Here is a 20,399-nt window from a genome sequence, read left to right as displayed (position 1 = left end):
TTAATTCAAGGTATAGACGAGAAATAAGATGACTGAACAAGTAATTGATGAGAACAAACTGATCGCCGAGCGCCGTGCCAAGCTAGAAAGCATCCGCCCAAATTGTAGTGCTAATGCCCATCCAAATACCTTCCGTCGCACCCATAAAGCGGCTGAATTACAAGCACAGTATGGTCAAAACACTAAAGAAGAACTCGAAGCCTTAGGTTTTAAGACCAGCATTGCTGGCCGCATCATGGCAAAACGTGGTCCTTTCTTAGTGATCCAAGACGTGTCTGGTCGTATTCAAGCTTATGCTGAAAAAAGCGTACAAGCTGACTTGAAAGAGCGTTTTCAAGGTCTGGATATCGGTGACATTATCGGTGTAACCGGTCAGTTGCATTTGTCTGGCAAAGGCGATTTATATGTCAACATGGAACAGTACGAGCTACTGACCAAGGCGCTGCGTCCATTGCCTGCGGACTATTATGGTCTCGCCGATCAAGAAATGCGTTACCGTCAACGTTACGTGGATCTCATCGTTAACGAAGATTCGCGCAATGCCTTCATCATGCGTTCTAAAGTGGTTTCTGCAATCCGTAACTTTATGATCAAAAAAGAGTTCATGGAAGTTGAAACCCCGATGATGCACGTGATCCCAGGTGGTGCTTCGGCCCGTCCTTTCATCACCCATCACAACGCCTTAGACATGCCAATGTATCTGCGTATCGCGCCAGAATTATATCTGAAGCGTTTAGTGGTAGGTGGTTTTGAGCGTGTGTTCGAAATCAACCGTAACTTCCGTAACGAAGGTCTGTCGCCACGTCATAACCCAGAATTCACTATGATGGAATTCTATATGGCTTATGCAGACTACAAAGATCTGATGGACCTCACCGAAGAAATGCTCAGCTCGATTGCTATCGAACTGCTTGGCAGTGCGCAAATGCCATACGGCGAGCACACAGTCGATTTCGGTGGTCCATACGCACGTTTAAGCATGTTAGAAGCGATTCAGAAGTACAATCCTGATAACGCCACTATCCAAGCGATGACCTATGAGCAAGTGAAAGATGTTGAATTCATGCGCGATTTGGCGAAAAGCTTAGGTATGAAGATTGAGAAATTCTGGACTTGTGGTCAGCTGCTTGAAGAAATCTTCGGTGAAACTGCTGAATGGCAATTGATGCAACCGACGTTCATCACTGGCTACCCAGCGGATATTTCACCATTGGCACGTCGTAATGATGACAACCATTTCATCACTGACCGTTTCGAATTCTTCATCGGTGGCCGTGAAGTGGCTAACGGCTTTAGCGAGCTGAACGATGCTGAAGATCAAGACAACCGCTTTAAAGCACAGGTTGACGCGAAAGATGCAGGTGACGATGAAGCTATGTTCTACGATGCAGACTATATCACTGCACTGGAACACGGTTTGCCACCAACAGCAGGTCAAGGTATCGGTATCGACCGTTTAGTGATGTTGTTCACTAACACTCATACTATCCGTGACGTGATCCTGTTCCCTGCCATGCGCCCACAGGCGTAATGCAGTCGAACAAGGTATTTCGGTTAGTCATTTTATCGACGATGAATGAGTGGGAATTGGCTAAACAGTAAAAGGTTTACTCATTAGCTGACAATCATAGTGATAAAATGCACCATAAAAACCAGCCATTTGGCTGGTTTTTTGTTTTCTAGAACTTTTTAAAAGGTGTGATTATTAAAGATACAACTGGATAAGCTATGTTGTTACAGCTGAATTTTTATAAAAGCACAAATTAGCTATAAACTATTTGGCAAGTTTACATTCTTTAACATTCTTCATGCCTTCACCGTCAGTTACTGACTGCAACCCCGCACCGCCAACAAAAACACCTATTTTTATATATTGCTCGATAAAGTAGTTTTTACCACCTTCTGTCGATAGTTTTAAATTATTTTCACTGAATTCTGATTCGGTAGAAAGTGTTTGCTCACCTGGTTCTACTTCCTTGTAGAAGTAGACTTTATTGGCAGATTCGCCAATCATCTCACCATTAATATAGATATTTTTCTTTAGAGCCTGACCCGCAAAACTATTGCGGTATATATAAATCCCTGTTTTATTGTCAGCTGGCTTCTGGAATGTCTTAAGCTTTGCATCTTCCTCTTGTGAAGCCATTGGTACTGTGGCACAACCTGAGAGTAGAAGGAAAATAGCCAGCATAGGCGTTAGAAGTTTTTTTAACATGATTTGTCCTTAAATAAGTGTCTTATTTTGATTGTAAAAATACAAGCTTTTGTTATTTAGATAAATTTATCTTGATTTATAACGCTTTAGTTTATTGAACTTTTAAAGTTTTTAAATGTGTTATCTCCTTTGGGATCGTTTGAACATTCAACATGAACGCCATAACATTGGCAGAATGTATGGAATGTCATGTTGGTAAAGTCAGCTATTATCATTTTTGCGCAAGAGCACTCGGCCAAAAATAAGTTATTATAAAGTCATTAAGAGGCAGATTAATGGTGTTTTTATTTTTGCTAAATATAACTTAAGTTTTATTGGTTTACTAATGATTTATTTTAAATTTTGTGATGTCAAATAGTAGTCTGCTTTGTTTGCTGTTATTTTTAAAAGCTAGTGATTATTTTATTTTTGGTCTTTGGTTTTTTCTTGCAGTTTTACGATTTTTATAAATCGTAAAATGATTAAGTAATAAGTCGCTAGCGCTTAAGGTAGTTTTGTTTAGGTTGCTGATTAACTAAATTAGACTCTATTGTAATATGAAGTTATAGAATGGATTAGGTTTATTACTTGGGTAGGGGTTAAGTGGTCTGATATTTAGCTCAATTTATAAAGAAGTTTTAAACCAGCAATGATTTAAGTATTCTACTTAAGGTTACTTGTATGTCCATGGTTAACTTAGTAGGTGTTGACTGACTAGCTTAGTACTACTAAATCGTGGAATGGAATAAGGACGATGAGAGGAACTCAGTTTTAGTATGATAAGTACTGTTGCAGATAAATTGGATACTTCATAGGGATTGTTTTTAAACGCGTTTGTTCATCTATACCCACTCGTACGGCTGTTTCAGATAATCAACCCGACATTAGTCTAATAGTGTGTTACTTGACCTCAGTCGCTAACTCAATGAAACTCTCCATTAAATCACCTCCTACTAGGGTCTGTTGATCTTTCGAGAGTGATTTTTAGACAGCATGGCAAGACGTTATAATTTGCTTCGCCAAAAGTAACCATAACCTCAAGCCATGCCAAGACTTATGCTAACCGATGCACGCTGGGAAAAGCTATTTCATTTAATGAAAAGCACAGGCCGTGTTTATGACAAACCTGAACATAGACAAACATTCGAAGGTATTCTTTACCGCCTTAGAACAGGTATCCCTTGGCGAGATTTACCTAAAGAGTTCGGTCATTGGAGCACGGTCTTTAGACGGTTTCATTTATGGTCTAAGAAAGGCGTTCTAGCACATTTATTCAAGGCCTTAGCCAACCTTGCTGATATAGAATGGGTCTTTATTGATGGCTCGATAGTGCGGGCTCACCAGCACAGTGCAGGTGCAGCGACGCTAAGTAATGAGAGTATTGGTAAAAGTCGAGGCGGTAATTCAACCAAAATTCACTTAGCCGTCGACAGCGGAGGATTACCGATTTATTTCGAATTATCAGAAGGCCAAAAACACGATATTACACACGCCCCCAGCTTAATTGAGCACCTGAAGCAGGTTGATACCGTCATTGCAGATAAAGGTTATGACAGCGATGCTTTTCGTGAACTTATCGCAAATAAAGGCGGGAAATCTGTTATTCCAAGGCGCCGCTATAAGAATACACCTCAAGAAAGAGTCGATTGGTGCTTATATCGGTATCGACATTTAGTGGAGAATGCTTTTGGAAGAATTAAGCACTATCGAGCAATATCAACAAGATATGACAAGCTAGCAAGAAATTACGCCAGTATGGTGTCACTGGCGTTTATGTTAATGTGGCTGCCGATGTATTGCTGAACAACATTTGTACAGCAAAGATCAACAGACCCTAAAGTATGGATAATTAAATAATGTTAATTTTCTTTATTTGTATCGCACTCTTAGTGCTTGCATACAAGTTCTATAGTCCCTTTGTTGAGCGGCAAGCGGGTATAGATCCTAAAGCGATAACACCACAGGCGAGATTCGAAGATGGCGTCGATTACGTTCCGGTTCATCCGGCTAAAGCGTTTCTGATCCAGTTCCTCAATGTCGCGGGTGTGGGGCCGATATTTGGCCCGATCCTCGGCGCACTTTACGGCCCAATAGCCTTAGTGTGGATTGTACTGGGGAATATTATTGGCGGCGCAGTACATGATTATTTTTCTGGCGTGCTCAGCATTAAAGAAGACGGTAAGAGTCTGCCAGAGATTGCGGGTCACTACTTTAATATTTACTTTAAAGGCGTGATGTTGCTGTTTACCGCTATGCTGCTGTTTTTTGTGGGCGTGGTCTTCATCATGAGCCCCGCAGGTTTGCTGAGTAATCTCGATTATTTTAAAGACACCATCTTTGGCAATAATACCTTCTGGGTATTAGTGATTTTAGTCTATTACTTTTTAGCGACTATGCTGCCGATTGATAAAATCATCACTAAATTATATCCCGCATTTGGTTTGTTGATGATAGTCATGACAGTTTCTATCGCCGTTGCTCTAATGATCAATGCGCCGCAGTTACCTGAAATGGGTGATGTGTTTGCCTATTTCGACCACAGTCATTACAACAATGAGTTACTCGAACCAAATCCAGATGGACTACCTGTTTGGCCACTGTTATTTGTGACTATTACCTGTGGTGCGATCAGTGGTTTCCATTCAACTCAAGCGCCCATCATGGCTCGTTGCTTGACGAATGAGAAGTATGTTCGCCCTGTGTATTATGGCGCTATGGTTGCTGAAGGTATCGTTGCTTGTGTATGGGCAACGGCGGGTATTGCAGCTTTCCCTGGCGGTTATGTTGAGCTTAAGAGTTTGCTCGACCAAGGTGGCCCTGGTTTAGTGGTTAACCAAGTGGCTACTACGTATTTAGGTGTTGCGGGCGGTATTATGGCGATTGTGGCCGTGGCTATCTTCCCTATTACCTCTGGCGATACCGCATTTCGTTCGCTGCGTTTGACGATTATCGATGCCTTCCATATTCCGCAAAGTATGCGTAATCGTTTATTGGTTGCTGTGCCTATTCTGACCATTGCGTATTTTATGACGAAGATCGATTTCTCTTTGATTTGGCGTTACTTTGCCTTCTCAAATATGCTGCTATCAACCAGTGTGTTGTGGTTAGCGACTAAGTATTTGTTCGATCGCGGGACCTTCCATTGGATTGTTAGCTTACCAGCGATTGGCGGCACCAGCGTTACTGTGTCTTATATTATGACTGCGGGTATTGGCCTAGGTTTACCGCAACCTTTGAGCCAGCCAGTGGGTATTGCTGTCGGGGTTATCTGTTTAGTTGCCCTGATCATTGCGCACAATAGACGCAAACCTGTGGCAGAAGTTAAATAGTCAGTTATCCCATAGTTTTACCCAATAAAAATCAAGGGCTGCATTTTGCAGCCCTTGTTTTTTTATGATTGGTATCATTCTACTATCCTTTAATGGCTTATTTTAGAAAGGGTAATTTTTGCTGAATATTTTTTAATGAGTGGATTCATCGCGTTTCATCTAGAGGTAAGGTAAGGTCGTTAGACTGGTTTTTATTTCTCTATTGAAACGATTAGTCTGTGGTAGAGAGCGTTAAGCAGTACAAACTTGCGGCAAAAGTCATTTAGATTTTATTTACTTGAATATTTTTTGCGAACAGAAGGAGAGCACGTTATGTCTGAGAACAAATGTCCTATGCACCATTCTGCTGGTGGCACCTCGAATCGAGATTGGTGGCCTAAACAGCTCCGACTCGATATTCTGCACCAACACTCTTCCTTATCTAATCCTTTGGGTGATGACTTCAATTATGCTGAAGCCTTTAAATCCCTCAATTTAGCTGCTGTAAAGCAAGATCTCCTCGCATTAATGACGGATTCACAGGACTGGTGGCCAGCAGATTTTGGCCACTATGGGCCGCTATTTATTCGTATGGCATGGCACAGTGCCGGCACCTATCGTACCGGTGATGGACGTGGCGGAGCGGGGAGTGGTAATCAACGTTTCGCACCGTTAAACAGCTGGCCAGATAACGTCAACCTCGATAAAGCACGTCGGCTCCTTTGGCCGATTAAACAAAAATATGGCAATAAAATCTCTTGGGCCGATTTGATGATCCTCACGGGTAATGTCGCGCTGGAATCTATGGGATTCAAAACCTTAGGTTTTGCCGGTGGGCGGGTGGATATTTGGGAACCTGAGGCCGATATCTACTGGGGAGCCGAAGATCAGTGGTTAGACGATAAGCGTTATTCTGGCGAACGGGATCTTGAAGACCCCCTCGCCGCAGTGCAAATGGGGCTGATTTATGTTAACCCTGAGGGACCCAATGGCGACCCTGATCCTTTCGCTGCCGCCGTTGATATCCGCGAAACCTTTGCCCGCATGGCGATGAATGATGAAGAAACCGTAGCCTTGATTGCAGGTGGTCATACTTTTGGTAAAACCCATGGTGCAGGTGACGCAGCATTAGTCGGACCTGAGCCAGAAGCCGCAGGTATTGAGCAGCAAGGCCTAGGCTGGCAGAGTCGCTATAAAAGCGGTAAAGGTGGCGATACTATTTCCAGTGGCCTCGAAGTGACTTGGACCTCAACACCAACCCAATGGAGTAACAATTTTTTTGAAAATCTATTTGGATATGAATGGGAACTGACTAAGAGCCCTGCGGGTGCCCATCAGTGGATACCTAAAAATGGCGCGGGTAAAGGGGTGATCCCCGATGCGCACGACGCCTCAAAACGTCATGTGCCAACCATGTTGACCACCGACCTTGCACTGATCTTCGATCCTGATTACGAGAAAATATCACGTCGATTTTTTGAAAATCCCGATGAGTTTGCCGATGTATTTGCAAAAGCTTGGTACAAGCTGACACACAGAGATATGGGGCCATGCACACGCTATTTGGGTCCTGAAGTGCCTGCAGAAACGTTTCTTTGGCAAGACCCCATTCCTGCGGTTGATCATCCCCTGGTTAATGAGCAGGATGTTACTGATCTCAAACTGAAGATTATTGGTTCTGGATTAACGATTTCAGAAGTCGTTGCCACTGCTTGGGCCTCGGCGTCTACCTATCGCGGTTCTGATATGCGCGGTGGTGCGAACGGTGCTCGAATTCGACTCGCACCGCAAAAAGATTGGCCAGTGAATCAGCCTGAACAGCTCGCTAAGGTGCTCAAAGTGCTTGAGAGTATTCAGTCTGAGTTCAATCAAGGAGGTAAGAAAATTTCCCTTGCTGACTTGATTGTGCTAGCAGGTTGCGTCGGTATTGATCAAGCGGCTAGAAATGCGGGGGTTGAAGTGACGATTCCATTTACGCCAGGTCGTATGGATGCCACGCAAGCACAAACGGATGTGGAATCTTTTGCGGTACTTGAACCTGTCGCAGATGGCTTTAGAAATTATCATCCCACTCCGTTTTCTGTTTCGGCGGAGGAGTTATTGGTCGATAGGGCACAATTGCTGACCTTAACTGCGCCGGAAATGACAGTGCTTATTGGCGGTCTGCGGGTGTTAGATACGAACTCTGATCAGTCAAAAACGGGTGTCTTGACTGCGCGTCCTGAGTTTTTGACCAATGACTTTTTTGTTAACTTGCTCGATATGGGGACGACGTGGAAACCCACTTCCAAAGCGGAGGATATGTTTGTGGGTGTTGATCGCGTCAGTGGCCAGCAAAAGTGGACTGCAAGTCGTGTTGATTTGATCTTTGGCTCTAATTCGCAGCTGCGTGCACTCGCAGAAGTGTACGCGAGCAGTGATGCACAGCTGCGATTTATCGATGATTTTATCGACGCTTGGACTAAGGTGATGAACTTAGATAGATTCGATCTTCGCTGAGCTTATATTTATTAGTCTTTTTAGTGGTATATGGATCCAATTTAGGCGCCGCTGGGGTTAATGCAGACCGAGCGTTTAAGTGGATTTTCAGTTAAATGATCGCCTAATCCAAAGTGGTTAAGCGGTCATTTTTATTCATGTGCTTTGACGCTCATCAATTTAGGTGGAATATGAATATTCAGCAAATGTCGGGTTTAGCCATTTTACAGGCAATGGCAAGGGGGGAATTACCCGCACCTTCTATCTCTCTCACTATGCCAATGTCGCTGATTCAAGCCGACGAAGGAACGGTGACATTCCATGCGACTGCCGATGATAAGCACCTCAACCCATTGGGCGGTGTTCATGGTGGTTTTGCCGCGACTGTATTGGATTCGGTTACCGGTTGCGCCGTGCATACCTTGCTTGAAGCGGGTGTCGGTTACGGCACTATCGATTTGAATATTAAAATGATTCGACCTGTGCCTAAACATCAAGTGTTAGTGGCTGAGGGCAAGGTGATCAATTTATCTAAGTCTTTAGGTATTTCGGAAGGTACGCTAAAAACGCAGGATGGAAAACTGCTCGCCACTGCTACGGCGACTTGTATGATTTTAAGGCCATAAACCGATTTTGCGGGCTGGCGATATTATCTCTTCGAGTTAACATGCTGAGCAGATAATTAACCTATGCCGAAGGTGCACTTTATCTTCAGGTATTAAGTCGACGGCCTTCTTGCTGGCAGTGAAGTTTTTATGGGCGTGAATTCAGTAAATAACGGAATTTTTTAATCATATTTTCATAAATAGGCCTCAAGATTGAAAATAGCTAGCATGCCATATTCCATTCGACAGAAAGTATGCTAGATTCTGGCGAATTGTTGCTGATCGCTGTATTGTTACCTCTGTCATCAACAGTTCTCCACAGGGCCATCGCTGCAATTGAGTCAGATTTGCAGGGAAGTGTCAGGAAGTTACACCAATTCAGAGTCTGCTTATGCAACCCAATTTATTTCCCGAACAAAGAAACGTTTATCAAGAATCGAGGATGACACAACCCTCGATTGAAGCCCAATCTTCCTCTCGTCGCGGCCGTTTGCAGCGTATGGTTGGCGGCGTATTGTTAACCTGTAGCGTATTGCTGAGTCTTTCAGCATGTGCGGCAGGTAAGCAGGCTTCACCACAAGAAGGTGAAGAGTTTAGTTACGCTTGGCTTAAGGGTTATGCCCGTACTATGGCTGCACAACCCTATGAGAGTCATAAAGGCGAATTACCTAAAAGCCTTCAGGGCATGAGTTGGGATGATTACCAACAATTCCACTTCAAGAAAAAAGCCGCACTATGGCGCGATCAAGATTCGGAGTTTCGTGCCGAACTGTTCCATCTTGGGCTGTTTTTCGATACCCCTATTCATATTTATGAGCTAAATGAGGGTAAGGCTAAGTTAATCGAATATTCACCTTCAATGTTCGATTACGGCAAGTCAAAGGTTAAAGGTAGTCAGTTGCCTAAGGATCTTGGTTTTGCTGGTTTCCGTATGCAATTTAATACCGATTGGCAGCGTGACATTGTTGCCTTCCTTGGCGCTAGTTATTTCCGCGCAGTGGGTCAAGAAATGCAGTACGGTTTGTCGGCTCGCGGCTTAGCGGTGGATACTGCACTGCCAAAACCCGAAGAGTTTCCAATGTTCACCAATTTCTGGTTAGAAAAACCTAAACCAGGATCGAACATCACCACTGTGTATGCCTTGTTAGATTCTCCAAGTGTCACGGGGGCTTATCGTTTTGATATCGAACCGGGTGAACGTTTAAAAATGAAGGTGGATGTGGCTGTTTATCCACGTAAAGCGATTGAACGTTTAGGCGTTGCGCCACTGACCAGTATGTTTATGGTGGGTGAGAACGATCGCCGCACTGGTTATGACTGGCGTCCAGAAATCCATGATACCGATGGTTTAGCCATGCACACGGGTAATGGTGAATGGATTTGGCGTCCGCTAGGTAACCCTGAAAACCTGCGATTCAACGCCTATAGCGATGAAAATCCAAAAGGTTTTGGCTTACTGCAACGTGATCGTAACTTCGATCATTATCAGGACGATGGCGTGTTTTATGATAAACGCCCAAGCTTATGGATTGAACCAACCAGCAGTTGGGGTAAAGGTTCAGTGCAGTTGGTTGAAATTCCAACACTGGATGAAACCTTTGATAACATAGTGGCTTTCTGGAATCCTGCTGAGCCGATTGTTCCTGGTCAAGAGCTGCTGTACAGCTACAACATGTACTGGGGTGGCATTCCACCGGTTCAATCACCCCGTGCTCGGGTTGTCGATACCTTCACCGGGATTGGCGGTGTAGTTGGCCAGAAACGCAAATACTACAGTAAGCGTTTTGTGGTTGATTTCGCGGGCGGAACTTTACCTATGATAGGTAAAGACACCCAAGTTAAAGCCGTGATCACAGCATCTGAAGGCAAAGTGGAAATTGAATCTGCCCGTCCTTTAGCCTCGATTAATGGTTACCGCGCTATGTTTGACGTAGTGCCCCCCGGAGACGGTACTGAGCCGATTAACCTGAGAGTCTATTTGGAGGTCGATGGTCAGCCATTGTCTGAAACTTGGATGTATCAGTGGAATCCGCCTGCTAAGGATGATCGTGAATTGCACAATGCAGGTCATCTGCAATAAGCGATTTGTGAGTCATTAATCTAAAACGCCAGCTAACTTAGCTGGCGTTTTTGTTTTGGCTTAGCCCGCAGAATCCTGCAGCTTCAGGTTGTTTGGGTATATACGGCTTGATAGGTTAGGACTAGATTATCTAAAAAATGCCCCAGCAACTGATTCATCCTAGCCGTTGATTGCCCCAGTATGAACTCAGGGCTTTGAATATATGGCATTTTCTGTGTGCTAGAAAAAGCATTTTCTTGAGCAATTAATGGCGCTAATTGGCTACTGATAAATTCAAGATGGCATTGAAATCCAAAAACTAAATTTGTGTAACGTACAATTTGCCGCGGGCAGGCTGCACTTGTGGCGAGCACTTCGCAATCGGGAGTGAGGCCTGGCATATCATTATGCCAGTGGCCGACCACTTCAGTTGTCGAAAATGTCTTAAGGTTAACATCACTTTTTCCTGCCGCAGTCAGTTCAATGGGGAAGTAACCAATCTCGGTATGCGGGCTCTTTTGATAACGGGCACCTAATGCCTCTCCGATTAACTGTGCCCCAAGACAAACCCCCACAACGGCTTTATTTTTTTGGATAGCTTGTCTGATAAACCTTTGTTCTGCTTGGCTATCAAAATATGGACAATCACTTTGGCATGTCGCTGGAGACTGAGGGCCACCGAGGATAATTAATAGATCAAAACCATCACTATTGTCGGGTAAAGCTTCATCTAGATAGATTCTGCTAAAGCTCATACTGTAGTTTTTGCTTGCAGCCCAATCGCTAAAATAGCCTGGACCTTCATAGCTTTCATGGATAATGCAATGAATGCGCATCGAGTTTTCCTGTGTCTTTTATGGGATAACGCTATGCTACAATCCTTTTTATTTGGCTGAATAACGTTATATGGACAAGTAATGATGCTAAGTCGCCAACTCGATTCGATTAACGCCATTATTGAGCAAGCGCCTAATATGCCTTCTTTTATCAAAACGATTGAGATGCAGAAGGGTTATGTGGATGTTTTACACCAGCACTGTTGGCATCAGCTTATTTTTCCGCTTCAAGGCCTGTTACAGACAGAGGCAAATGAGGCACTTTTTTTGGTCCCCCATACCACAGCGCTTTTTGTGCCTGCAGGTGTCATGCATGAGTCTGTTGCGATTACAGATACCTGCTTTATTGGTGTCTATTTGAATCCTATGTATGGCCGAGATTATGGTGCCATGGTTAAGCCCGTCGCTATGAGTGCTTTTATAAGGGAGTTAGTGTTAACGCTCAGAAAACAATGTGCTTTTAATACCCCAACGAATGTTGAACCAATGGTTCAGGCGTCAATACTGCGTTTGCTTGAGGTGTTATATGATCAAATTAATAGTGCGGAAGGACAGACTTTCAAGTTACTGATACCGCAAGATAGGCGCCTAAAATTGATTTTTGAGCATTTAACCCAAACGCCAGCTTTAGATTTCTCTTTAGTGAAATGGGGTGAGATGGTTGGAGCATCGGAACGAACATTGTCGAGGCTATTTGTGAGGGAGTTTAGTTCTTCATTCGTATTATGGCGTCAACATTTACGGCTGATCTATTCGCTGTCGTTATTGGCCACTGACCTATCAATACAGAATGTGGCCCACCAAATTGGTTATCAAAATGATTCATCCTATATCAAAGCCTTCAAGGAGCGTTTTGGGATGACGCCACAGCGATTTCGGTTAGGCGATCATGGGATATAACCCTGTTACGGTTTATGGCGTTTAACACTGCTTTTAGTTGAATTATTTAACATTGAATCAATGTTTTGCCCTTTTCGCAGCACAGATATTCATTTAGCCGAATAAAATCAAGCCAGTTGTAATTGCAAGCATGCTACTGAGTTATTGGGGGCTAATTCACTTTTTGACAATCTAAACAATTTTTCACTGTAAAAGACCCCAAACTTGGGCGTAACCTGTGGGCGTTCTCGCCATGGGTAAGTATTTTATGTTTGAAATGTTCACAACGTTAGGCTTTGCGTGGTCGGTGGGTTTAGTCCTTGCCGTACTTTTTGTACTGGCATACGAATTTATTAATGGCTTCCACGACACGGCAAATGCGGTGGCGACGGTGATCTATACCAAGGCTATGCCGGCAAATCTGGCGGTCGTTACCTCAGCATTATTTAATTTTGCGGGTGTGCTGTTAGGGGGGTTAGGGGTGGCCTATGCGATAGTGCATTTATTACCCGTAGACTCCTTGCTCGGTATGGACTCCATCCAAGGCTTGCTGATGGTGTTTTCCCTGCTATTTTCGGCAATTATCTGGAACTTAGGCACTTGGTATTTTGGTATTCCGGCATCGAGTTCCCATACCTTGATTGGTTCGATAATGGGCGTGGGTGGCGCGTTCGCTTGGATAAATCATCAGCCTATCTTGCAGGGCATTAATGTCTCTAAAGCAACGCAGATCATGCTGTCCTTGATTATTTCGCCGACCTTAGGGTTTGTGATGGCAGGGATTTTTTTGCTCATCATGAAATACGTTTGGCAGAAACATAAAATTCACCGTACCCCCGATGAGCAGATGCAGATTAATGGTAAAAAACACCCTCCATTTTGGGCAAGGGCGAGTTTAATTATCTCCGCTATGGGGGTGAGTTTCGCCCATGGTTCTAACGATGGACAGAAGGGGATAGGTTTAGTGATGCTAGTGCTGATTTGTATGGCACCGGCTTATTTTGCCTTGGACATGGGCAGTCAACCCTATGATTTAGAAAGAACTCAAGATGCTAATCGTCGCATTATGGCGATTTATGACCGTAACCAAGCCGTTATCGCGGATGTTATCGACTTTAAAGCCTTAGTCAACGTTCCCGAATATATGCTGGCCCATTGCTCATCTGCCAATGTATTACCGGCGATGTCGTTGCTTGACCGTCGCTTAGCAAAAGTCTCAACTTACAAAGATATGGATGTAGAAGAGCGACGCGAGGTGCGACGTTTATTGTTGTGCATCGATGATACTGCTCGCCAAGTGGCTAAATTGGATCTTCCTGCTAAGGATTTGAGTTCATTGGCTAAATGGCGAAAAGATCTCACTAGAACTACTGAGTATGCGCCCATTTGGGTGATTATTGCCATTGCTACTGCGCTGGGTTGCGGCACGTTGGTGGGGTGGCGGCGGATTGTATATACCGTGGGGGAAAAAATTGGTTCATCGAGTATGACTTACAGCCAAGGCATTGCCGCGCAGGTCACCGCTGCCGTCTCTATTGGGATTGCCAGTATGACGGGGATGCCGGTATCGACGACTCATATTTTGTCTTCCGCTGTAGCGGGTACCATGGTGGCTAATCGTTCAGGGCTTCAGATCCAAACCATTAAGCAAATCATGCTCGCTTGGCTGCTGACACTACCTATTACTATGTTGCTCTCCGCGAGTGTGTTTATCCTTGCCAATGCACTTTGGGGTTAGCCAAGAATACTCAAGTTGAATACTCACATAGCCAAGCCTTGAGGGCTTGGCTTTTCGGTTCAGTGCCGTTTCCCGCGATAATTACCTAAGCCATCTTGTTAGAGTTGAGCCTTCAACACCAACAAGGACATAAGATGGCTGAGCAATCTAGAATACTTTTCAAAGCACTACATCAACAATCAGAGCCGCTGATATTAACTAACGCTTGGGATGCAGCCAGTGCGGCCATCATCCAAGCATCGGGCGCCCGTGCGATTGCGACCAGTAGCGCGGCATTGGCTTGGTCGCTCGGTTATCCCGATGGCCAAGCGTTACCTAAAGTGGCTTTATTGGACGTAGTGAACAATATCCTACGACTGAGCCGAGTGCCCGTGACGATAGATATTGAATCTGGTTATAGCCAAGATCCCGATGATGTTGCTGCTTTTGTTGCGCAGCTCGCTGAGCTTGGCGTAGCAGGAATTAATATTGAGGATGGCAGTGCAGGTGTTGCTGAGATGGTGGCCAAAATTAAAGCTATTCGCGCCCATCCTCGTTGCCAAGGATTATTTATTAATGCGCGAACTGATGTGTATTTACTGGGTTTAGCCAGTGGTGAGGCCGCAGTCGTTATGACTATTGATAGGTTAACTCAATATCAGGCTGCGGGTGCGGATGGCGGCTTTATCCCTGGCGCGAATCAGGTCGAGACCGCTAAGCGCTTGTCTGCCGCTGTGGATATGCCACTGAATTTTATGCTATTGAATGAGCAGATGGATATCGGCGAGTTATTTGCCGCAGGTGTGCAGCGTTTTTCCACAGGTCCGGCTTCATTTTTACAGGCCTATAGCACTTTGCTTAATCCAATTTTGTTAAATTCAATTAAGGCAAAACCGTTTCAGCGAGAGTCAAATGATGCGGTTATTGCCGTTGATAAGGATTCAATACCTAAAGCCATTTCCCTTGGTTTTGAGCAAATGAATAACTTATTTATCCCGAGTTAAAGCTGTTTTTCATCTATACCCAAGCTACCTGAAGATACGAGTTTCAGAGCGCCCAGGGTGCTTCAATTCAAGGCGCATTAATGACAGAATGTCGGCCACCTTTTGAATTGATGCAACACGGAAGTGGAGTGCCCTGGGCGCTCCGTCCCGGCGGGTTTTAACGCACTTTATGCTGCGTTGGTTATTTTTAACTTAGCCCGCTAGGCCTGCAAATAACCGCCTTGCCTAAAGTGCGTTAAATTCCCGCTGAATCCTGCATCTTCAGGTTGTTTGGGTATATACCCACGGCGAGTTTGCCGTGGGTTTCTTCTTACGTCCATTTTACTTAGCGCCCGTTTTACCAAGAAAGTCCCATCTGCGTGCTTGTCTCCTCAGGTTTCTTATCAAGCAGGCGTAGCTCGGCGAGTTGAATGTGCGCTGCAATTTGGCTGCGCAATTTTTGATAGAGACGGATGGCTAGTTCGGGCGCGGCTTCATTGTCGGGAGTATGGATAAACAGATAGGGTTCTCGACCTTCTGCGAGCCACTGCGGGAGTTGGGTGAGCCAATTATCAAAAAAGGTATCGTTATCCTTAGGTAAAACAGCAACGCCTTGCTGTGCGAGTTGTGCGACGGCATCGTCTGGTTGGCCGATAAAGCGCACCACTGGATTATTGGCGGTGGCAATCGCATGCACTGGCACTCGAGGTTTTTTCTTGTGAGCGTCGATAATCGCGACATTGCAGGGCGGCAGTGCAAACAAGGGCCTGCTGTCCATGATGATGCGATTCACTTTTTTATCGATGAGTAATCGATTAAGCGCACGCTCGGCATCTCCCTTAGCAAAAAACGCAGCATGCCTGACTTCGACGCCATAGGTTAACCCTTGGGGGATTTGATCTAGAAATTGCGCTAACGCAGACAAGTTTTCTGGGCCGAAATGGGCGGGCAGTTGAATTTTCCAGATCCCTGTTTTATCGATTAATGGTGTCATTATCTGGAAAAAATCTTTCAATTCTTGGCCGCAGTGTTGCAATAATCTTTGGTGAGTGATGGTTTGCGGTAGTTTGAAGGTAAAACGAAAGCTCTCGGGCGTGGCACTGTGCCAATTCATTACCGTTTGCTGTGCAGGCGTTGCGTAGAAGCTGGTGTTCCCTTCGACAGTATTGAATATTGTCGCGTAACGGGCGAGTCGCTCCGCTTGTTTAGTTCCGTGACCATACACACTTTCTTGCCAATTCGAGTGCGACCACATGGCAAGCCCAAGGCGAAAATGGTTGGGTTGATGTAACGGAGAGCACAATCGGTCCAAAAATAAATTCCTTTAATGCGATTTACGCGTACCAAAGCTGCGCCCTGATGTTGACCAACATTTTAGGGCATTGTGCCGATATCTGTCGTCCAGAGTCAAATAGTGCCACCGATGGCCTTAAGTATTGTGTTTGATTTTGTTTGAATTTAACTCTGTAAAAGTCGGACTTAACTTAGCCAACTCTGGAATGACATTGAAAATTAACCTACTCTAATAGTGCGTTATTATTATTTTTATGCTTATGATCAAACTTAGGACTTAGCCAAAGACGGACGTTTATTGGAGAATTACGTGAATAATGATGGCTACACTTCCTTAAGCAATTTTATCGACCTTCTCTTGGATGCTATTTGTGTCGTCGATAAAACGGGGAGGTTTGAATTTGTCAGTGCAGGGGCAGAACGTATTTTTGGCTATACCCCAGAAGAAATGATGGGTATGCAGATGCTAGATCTTGTCATTCCAGAGGATAGGGAACGCACTCTCGCAACGGCCAATGAAATTATGGCAGGTCGCTTTAAAGTCGATTTTGAAAACCGTTATGTGCGTAAAGATGGTGTTATCGTCGATATTCTTTGGTCTGCACGTTGGTCCGATGCTTATCAACAACGTGTCGCAGTCGCTAGAGATATTTCTAAGAGCAAAAATGCCGAACGTAGACAAGCAGCCTTATATGAGATTTCAGAGGCTGTGCATGTCGCTGAGGACTTGCTAGCCCTGTATCGTCGAATTCATGAAATTATTGCTAAATTACTGCCCGCAGCAAACTTTGCTATTGCATTGTACGATCAAGATTTAAATGAATTAAGTTTTCCTTATAAAGCCGCTACTGGCGAGGATTCGCTTATCGATATTGCAAGTTTCAGTGTGTTCACTGACCAAGTGATCCGCAGTGCTGAGTCTTTACTCCTGTGCCCCGTGACCTTAACTGATTATCCCCAAGCGATTCGTGAAGATTTGGGTAATGGCTGTTTAAGTTGGCTGGGTGTGCCGCTGAAGCTACAGAAAGGCGTTATCGGTGCTTTGATTATGCATAGCTTGCCCACTTCGGCTTCATATACACACCAAGACCGTGAGTTATTGGAGTTTGTTTCTACACAAATAGCCTTTGCGATTGAGCGTCGACAAATGCTCGCGCGATTAGAGCATATTGCACTTTATGATCAGTTAACCTTGTTACCCAATCGTGAGCTTTTTTACGATAGATTTCAAAAGGCGCTATCTCGAGCCCATAGGGAATCAAGTTATTTCTCTTTGCTTTATTTAGACTTAGATAAATTTAAGTGGGTTAACGATACTTTTGGTCATAGCGTGGGCGATTTATTACTGCAAGTGACGGCGCAGCGAATAGTCAGTTGTGTGAGGGGTTCAGATACCGTTGCGCGTTTTGGGGGGGATGAGTTTGTCATCTTACTTGAACGAGTCGATTCAGCACATAATACCCTGCTGGCTGCGCAAAAAATATTGCAAGTATTCGAGCAACCCTTCGAGCTTGCCGAACAGCAGATCCATATTCTGCCGAGTATCGGTATTGCTCTGTATCCAGAGCACGGTGAAGATGAGAAACAGCTTATTTCCTGTGCCGATACTGCTATGTATAAAGCTAAAAAGAATGGCGGAAATCGAATTGAAATGGGTTATCAAGGATTAAGAAACTTACATGCTGAGCTTCGGCCTGAGGCCAATATTCCTGAAAATAAAGCGATGAAGATTATTTAAGCTTGCTTTAGGTAAGCCATTGTAAGTCTTTGAAGAAATAATATGTAAAGAAATGCCCGCAAATGTCACTGACACTTGCGGGCATTATTGTATGGAATTGTTGATGTAATCTTTATATAAAATAAGGCTTTTGATTACAGTTTGAAGCGATTAACTTCCTGCTGCAATGATGCGGCTAAATGGGCGAGCTCTTGAGCTTGGACCATAGACGTTTGTGCCTCAATCGAGAGATTCTCTGACACTTCACGAATCGACTCTGTATTACGGTTGATTTCGCTGGTGACTGAGGTTTGCTCCTCGGCTGCAGTGGCAATTTGGCTCGCCATATCTGAAATATCATTAATGGCTTTGCTGATTTGCAACAGACTTTCACTGGCTGAATTAGCATCGGCCACACTGGTTTCTGCCATTTCATGACTTTGAGTCATAGACTTAACGGCTTTGCCTGCGGTTTGTTGTAGGGTTTCGATCATCGCTTGAATTTCTTGTGTCGATGAATGCGTACGTTGTGACAGTACACGCACCTCATCAGCAACTACAGCGAAGCCACGACCTTGTTCTCCTGCACGTGCCGCCTCAATGGCTGCATTGAGTGCAAGTAAGTTGGTTTGCTCTGCGATGCCACTAATGGTCAACAAAATGCTGTTGATCTTTTGTGAGTGCTCGTTCAGTTCACCGATAATTCGCCCTGCAGTTTCGACTTCACTGGCTAAATTGCGGATAGATTGCTGGCTTTGCATTACCTGTTTATGGCCATGGTTTGAAAGTCCGACCGCATTTTGAGCGGTCTGCGCTGTATGCTCAGCATTACTGGCAATTTCCTCGGTGGCGCTGGCCATTTCGGTCACCGCAGTGGCAACCATAGTCACTTCATCTTGCTGTACTTCAATGCGCTGACTGTTATCCGTTGCCGACGCACTACTTCCTTTGGCTTGATATTCCAATTGGCCCGCAATCTTGTGCATGCGGGAAATCATACCGTGTAGACGTTCTACAAAGCGGTTAAAACCCGAAGCTAACATACCAATTTCATCGTGACTGTTGGCAGTATGAATGCGCACAGTGAGATCGCCATCGCCTTCGGCAATATCATTGAGTGCTTGGGCAACGCGTTCGAGATCTTTGAATTGAATTTTAAAGATGGCGATTAAAATCAAACCAAACAGCACCAATAGTGCAACACCTACGGCAGACATCCACCAAGCAAGATCGGTTGCCTGTGACATGATTTCTTGCTTATCCATTACGAAAATCAGCGCCCAGTCTGTTGAGGGTATTGCCGCAACATAGACTAACTTAGTGGCACCATCGAGGTTTCGCTCTTCCATCGTATTGGCATTAGTGCGCTGTGATAACCAGTTATTACTAAAATTACTATCGATTTTAGTGAGTTGTTGAGTATTTAGCTGGCTATTGGGATGACTAATAATGAGCCCTGCATTATCGACCATCAGAGTGTAACCTTTGCCTGGTACTTGGAGGCGCTGCACTGCATCTGTTAACTGATCTATGGTTAAGTTTGCAGCCGCTACGCCTATGAGCTGGCCTGAGCTCATCACAGGTTCTGCTATAGTTACGACTTGTTTTTTCAATGTGGCGCTGACGTAGGGCGCCGTCATGATCATTTTACCCGCCGTTTTAGCATCCATATACCAAGGGCGAACGCGGGGATCATAATTTGCGGTATTCAGCGACGGATCTTGACGATACATGTTGCCTTGCTCGTCACCATAGTAGGTGAGGGCAAAGTCAACCGCAGTATGCGCTTGCAACAAATGAGGGGTAACGTTGGTACTAGGATTGGCTTCAATGGTTTGCTTTAGGCTAGTAATGGCCATTTTTCTGTCTTGTATCCACTGACCTATGCCGGATGAAAAAGTCTTCGCCAGTTGGTCAATTTCATGTTGGGTGTTTTCTAACGCATTATTTCTAATGAAATAACTAGAGATACTCACGAGTACAGCAATAGTGATCAGTACAGCGGAAAGACTGCTAAACAGCAGCCGCGTTTTGAGTGTCGATCGCATAATCTATATCCTTTATATTCCGTTAGCTCTCTAACGTTGTTTTAGTATAGCGGCAGTACGTGGCAAAACATTAAATCATTAAAGAATTATAGTAATAAATTTAGAAGTGACGCCCATAATTTATGAATTTAATAATTACATGATTTTTATATCAATAACGATTGCGTCAGCGGTTGTTTATTTGATGAGCTGATGGAACTTAGCAGACTAAACTGAAGAGATGAATAATATTTTACAGGTGATAAATAACATTAGTTATCGTCAGTAAGCCGTTAAAATACA

At 44.4% G+C, this 20,399-nt stretch carries 14 protein-coding genes; 10 read left to right on the top strand and 4 right to left on the bottom strand.

Features of this window, described 5'->3' with window-relative positions; translation table 11 throughout:
• Positions 1 to 28 precede the first annotated feature (28 nt).
• Entirely contained in the window at positions 29 to 1,531 is a 1,503-nt protein-coding gene (lysS, locus tag CKQ84_RS03115; protein ID WP_006080389.1) for a lysine--tRNA ligase, read from the top strand.
• Positions 1,532 to 1,774: 243 nt separating this feature from the next.
• Here lysS and CKQ84_RS03110 read toward each other — a convergent pair whose 3' ends face one another.
• Positions 1,775 to 2,215, bottom strand: coding sequence for a DUF2846 domain-containing protein (locus CKQ84_RS03110; RefSeq protein WP_105250059.1), 441 nt, complete (start codon positions 2,213 to 2,215; stop codon positions 1,775 to 1,777).
• A gap of 1,023 nt (positions 2,216 to 3,238) precedes the next feature.
• Between CKQ84_RS03110 and CKQ84_RS03105 the strand changes: the two genes are divergently transcribed.
• The 5 genes from CKQ84_RS03105 (at position 3,239) to CKQ84_RS03085 (ending at position 10,665) form a co-directional block, all read left to right on the top strand.
• A complete protein-coding gene (locus tag CKQ84_RS03105; RefSeq protein ID WP_011071076.1) occupies positions 3,239 to 3,997 on the top strand; it encodes an IS5-like element ISSod6 family transposase in 759 nt (252 codons plus the stop codon).
• Positions 3,998 to 4,050: 53 nt separating this feature from the next.
• Positions 4,051 to 5,523, top strand: a complete 1,473-nt coding sequence (locus CKQ84_RS03100) for a carbon starvation protein A (protein ID WP_105250058.1) — start codon at positions 4,051 to 4,053, stop codon at positions 5,521 to 5,523.
• Between the two features lie 312 nt (positions 5,524 to 5,835).
• The gene (katG, locus tag CKQ84_RS03095) at positions 5,836 to 8,001 is read left to right on the top strand and encodes a catalase/peroxidase HPI (RefSeq protein ID WP_105250057.1); all 2,166 of its coding nucleotides are present in this window, start codon (positions 5,836 to 5,838) and stop codon (positions 7,999 to 8,001) included.
• A 170-nt stretch (positions 8,002 to 8,171) separates the two neighbouring features.
• Complete coding sequence (locus CKQ84_RS03090; protein WP_105250056.1) at positions 8,172 to 8,606, top strand: PaaI family thioesterase; 435 nt, start codon at positions 8,172 to 8,174, stop codon at positions 8,604 to 8,606.
• Positions 8,607 to 9,027: 421 nt separating this feature from the next.
• The gene (locus CKQ84_RS03085; protein ID WP_247651523.1) at positions 9,028 to 10,665 is read left to right on the top strand and encodes a glucan biosynthesis protein; all 1,638 of its coding nucleotides are present in this window, start codon (positions 9,028 to 9,030) and stop codon (positions 10,663 to 10,665) included.
• An 83-nt stretch (positions 10,666 to 10,748) separates the two neighbouring features.
• Here the strand turns inward: CKQ84_RS03085 and CKQ84_RS03080 are convergent, their stop codons facing one another.
• Positions 10,749 to 11,480, bottom strand: a complete 732-nt coding sequence (locus CKQ84_RS03080) for a type 1 glutamine amidotransferase (protein WP_105250054.1) — start codon at positions 11,478 to 11,480, stop codon at positions 10,749 to 10,751.
• A gap of 84 nt (positions 11,481 to 11,564) precedes the next feature.
• On the opposite strand from CKQ84_RS03080, the gene CKQ84_RS03075 reads away from it, so the two are divergent.
• The 3 genes from CKQ84_RS03075 (at position 11,565) to CKQ84_RS03065 (ending at position 15,080) form a co-directional block, all read left to right on the top strand.
• Entirely contained in the window at positions 11,565 to 12,380 is an 816-nt protein-coding gene (locus tag CKQ84_RS03075) for a helix-turn-helix domain-containing protein (RefSeq protein ID WP_105252987.1), read from the top strand.
• A 247-nt stretch (positions 12,381 to 12,627) separates the two neighbouring features.
• Positions 12,628 to 14,097, top strand: a complete 1,470-nt coding sequence (locus CKQ84_RS03070; RefSeq protein ID WP_105252986.1) for an inorganic phosphate transporter — start codon at positions 12,628 to 12,630, stop codon at positions 14,095 to 14,097.
• A 134-nt stretch (positions 14,098 to 14,231) separates the two neighbouring features.
• Complete coding sequence (locus tag CKQ84_RS03065; RefSeq protein ID WP_105250053.1) at positions 14,232 to 15,080, top strand: isocitrate lyase/phosphoenolpyruvate mutase family protein; 849 nt, start codon at positions 14,232 to 14,234, stop codon at positions 15,078 to 15,080.
• A 337-nt stretch (positions 15,081 to 15,417) separates the two neighbouring features.
• Here CKQ84_RS03065 and CKQ84_RS03060 read toward each other — a convergent pair whose 3' ends face one another.
• On the bottom strand, positions 15,418 to 16,371 hold the full coding sequence (locus tag CKQ84_RS03060) for a DUF72 domain-containing protein (RefSeq protein ID WP_105250052.1): 954 nt from the start codon (positions 16,369 to 16,371) through the stop codon (positions 15,418 to 15,420).
• A 291-nt stretch (positions 16,372 to 16,662) separates the two neighbouring features.
• On the opposite strand from CKQ84_RS03060, the gene CKQ84_RS03055 reads away from it, so the two are divergent.
• Complete coding sequence (locus tag CKQ84_RS03055; protein ID WP_105250051.1) at positions 16,663 to 18,090, top strand: GGDEF domain-containing protein; 1,428 nt, start codon at positions 16,663 to 16,665, stop codon at positions 18,088 to 18,090.
• A 134-nt stretch (positions 18,091 to 18,224) separates the two neighbouring features.
• Here CKQ84_RS03055 and CKQ84_RS03050 read toward each other — a convergent pair whose 3' ends face one another.
• Positions 18,225 to 20,117 (bottom strand): methyl-accepting chemotaxis protein, encoded by a 1,893-nt coding sequence (locus CKQ84_RS03050; protein ID WP_105250050.1) that lies wholly within the window; start codon positions 20,115 to 20,117, stop codon positions 18,225 to 18,227.
• Between the last annotated feature and the right edge of the window lie 282 nt (positions 20,118 to 20,399).

The organism is Shewanella sp. WE21 (assembly GCF_002966515.1).
GTDB classification, from domain to species: Bacteria; Pseudomonadota; Gammaproteobacteria; order Enterobacterales; family Shewanellaceae; genus Shewanella; species Shewanella oncorhynchi.
This window is presented reverse-complemented; position numbering and strand designations above follow the sequence as displayed.

What these genes read in the sequence shown, in the direction of transcription:
- CKQ84_RS03075 (WP_105252987.1), top strand. Translation starts at nt 11,565, where the DNA reads ATGCTAAGTCGCCAACTCGATTCGATTAACGCCATTATTGAGCAAGCG.
- CKQ84_RS03050 (WP_105250050.1), bottom strand. Translation starts at nt 20,117, where the DNA reads ATGCGATCGACACTCAAAACGCGGCTGCTGTTTAGCAGTCTTTCCGCT.
- lysS (WP_006080389.1), top strand. Translation starts at nt 29, where the DNA reads ATGACTGAACAAGTAATTGATGAGAACAAACTGATCGCCGAGCGCCGT.
- CKQ84_RS03110 (WP_105250059.1), bottom strand. Translation starts at nt 2,215, where the DNA reads ATGTTAAAAAAACTTCTAACGCCTATGCTGGCTATTTTCCTTCTACTC.
- CKQ84_RS03065 (WP_105250053.1), top strand. Translation starts at nt 14,232, where the DNA reads ATGGCTGAGCAATCTAGAATACTTTTCAAAGCACTACATCAACAATCA.
- CKQ84_RS03100 (WP_105250058.1), top strand. Translation starts at nt 4,051, where the DNA reads ATGTTAATTTTCTTTATTTGTATCGCACTCTTAGTGCTTGCATACAAG.
- CKQ84_RS03070 (WP_105252986.1), top strand. Translation starts at nt 12,628, where the DNA reads ATGTTTGAAATGTTCACAACGTTAGGCTTTGCGTGGTCGGTGGGTTTA.
- CKQ84_RS03085 (WP_247651523.1), top strand. Translation starts at nt 9,028, where the DNA reads ATGACACAACCCTCGATTGAAGCCCAATCTTCCTCTCGTCGCGGCCGT.
- CKQ84_RS03080 (WP_105250054.1), bottom strand. Translation starts at nt 11,480, where the DNA reads ATGCGCATTCATTGCATTATCCATGAAAGCTATGAAGGTCCAGGCTAT.
- katG (WP_105250057.1), top strand. Translation starts at nt 5,836, where the DNA reads ATGTCTGAGAACAAATGTCCTATGCACCATTCTGCTGGTGGCACCTCG.
- CKQ84_RS03090 (WP_105250056.1), top strand. Translation starts at nt 8,172, where the DNA reads ATGAATATTCAGCAAATGTCGGGTTTAGCCATTTTACAGGCAATGGCA.
- CKQ84_RS03105 (WP_011071076.1), top strand. Translation starts at nt 3,239, where the DNA reads ATGCCAAGACTTATGCTAACCGATGCACGCTGGGAAAAGCTATTTCAT.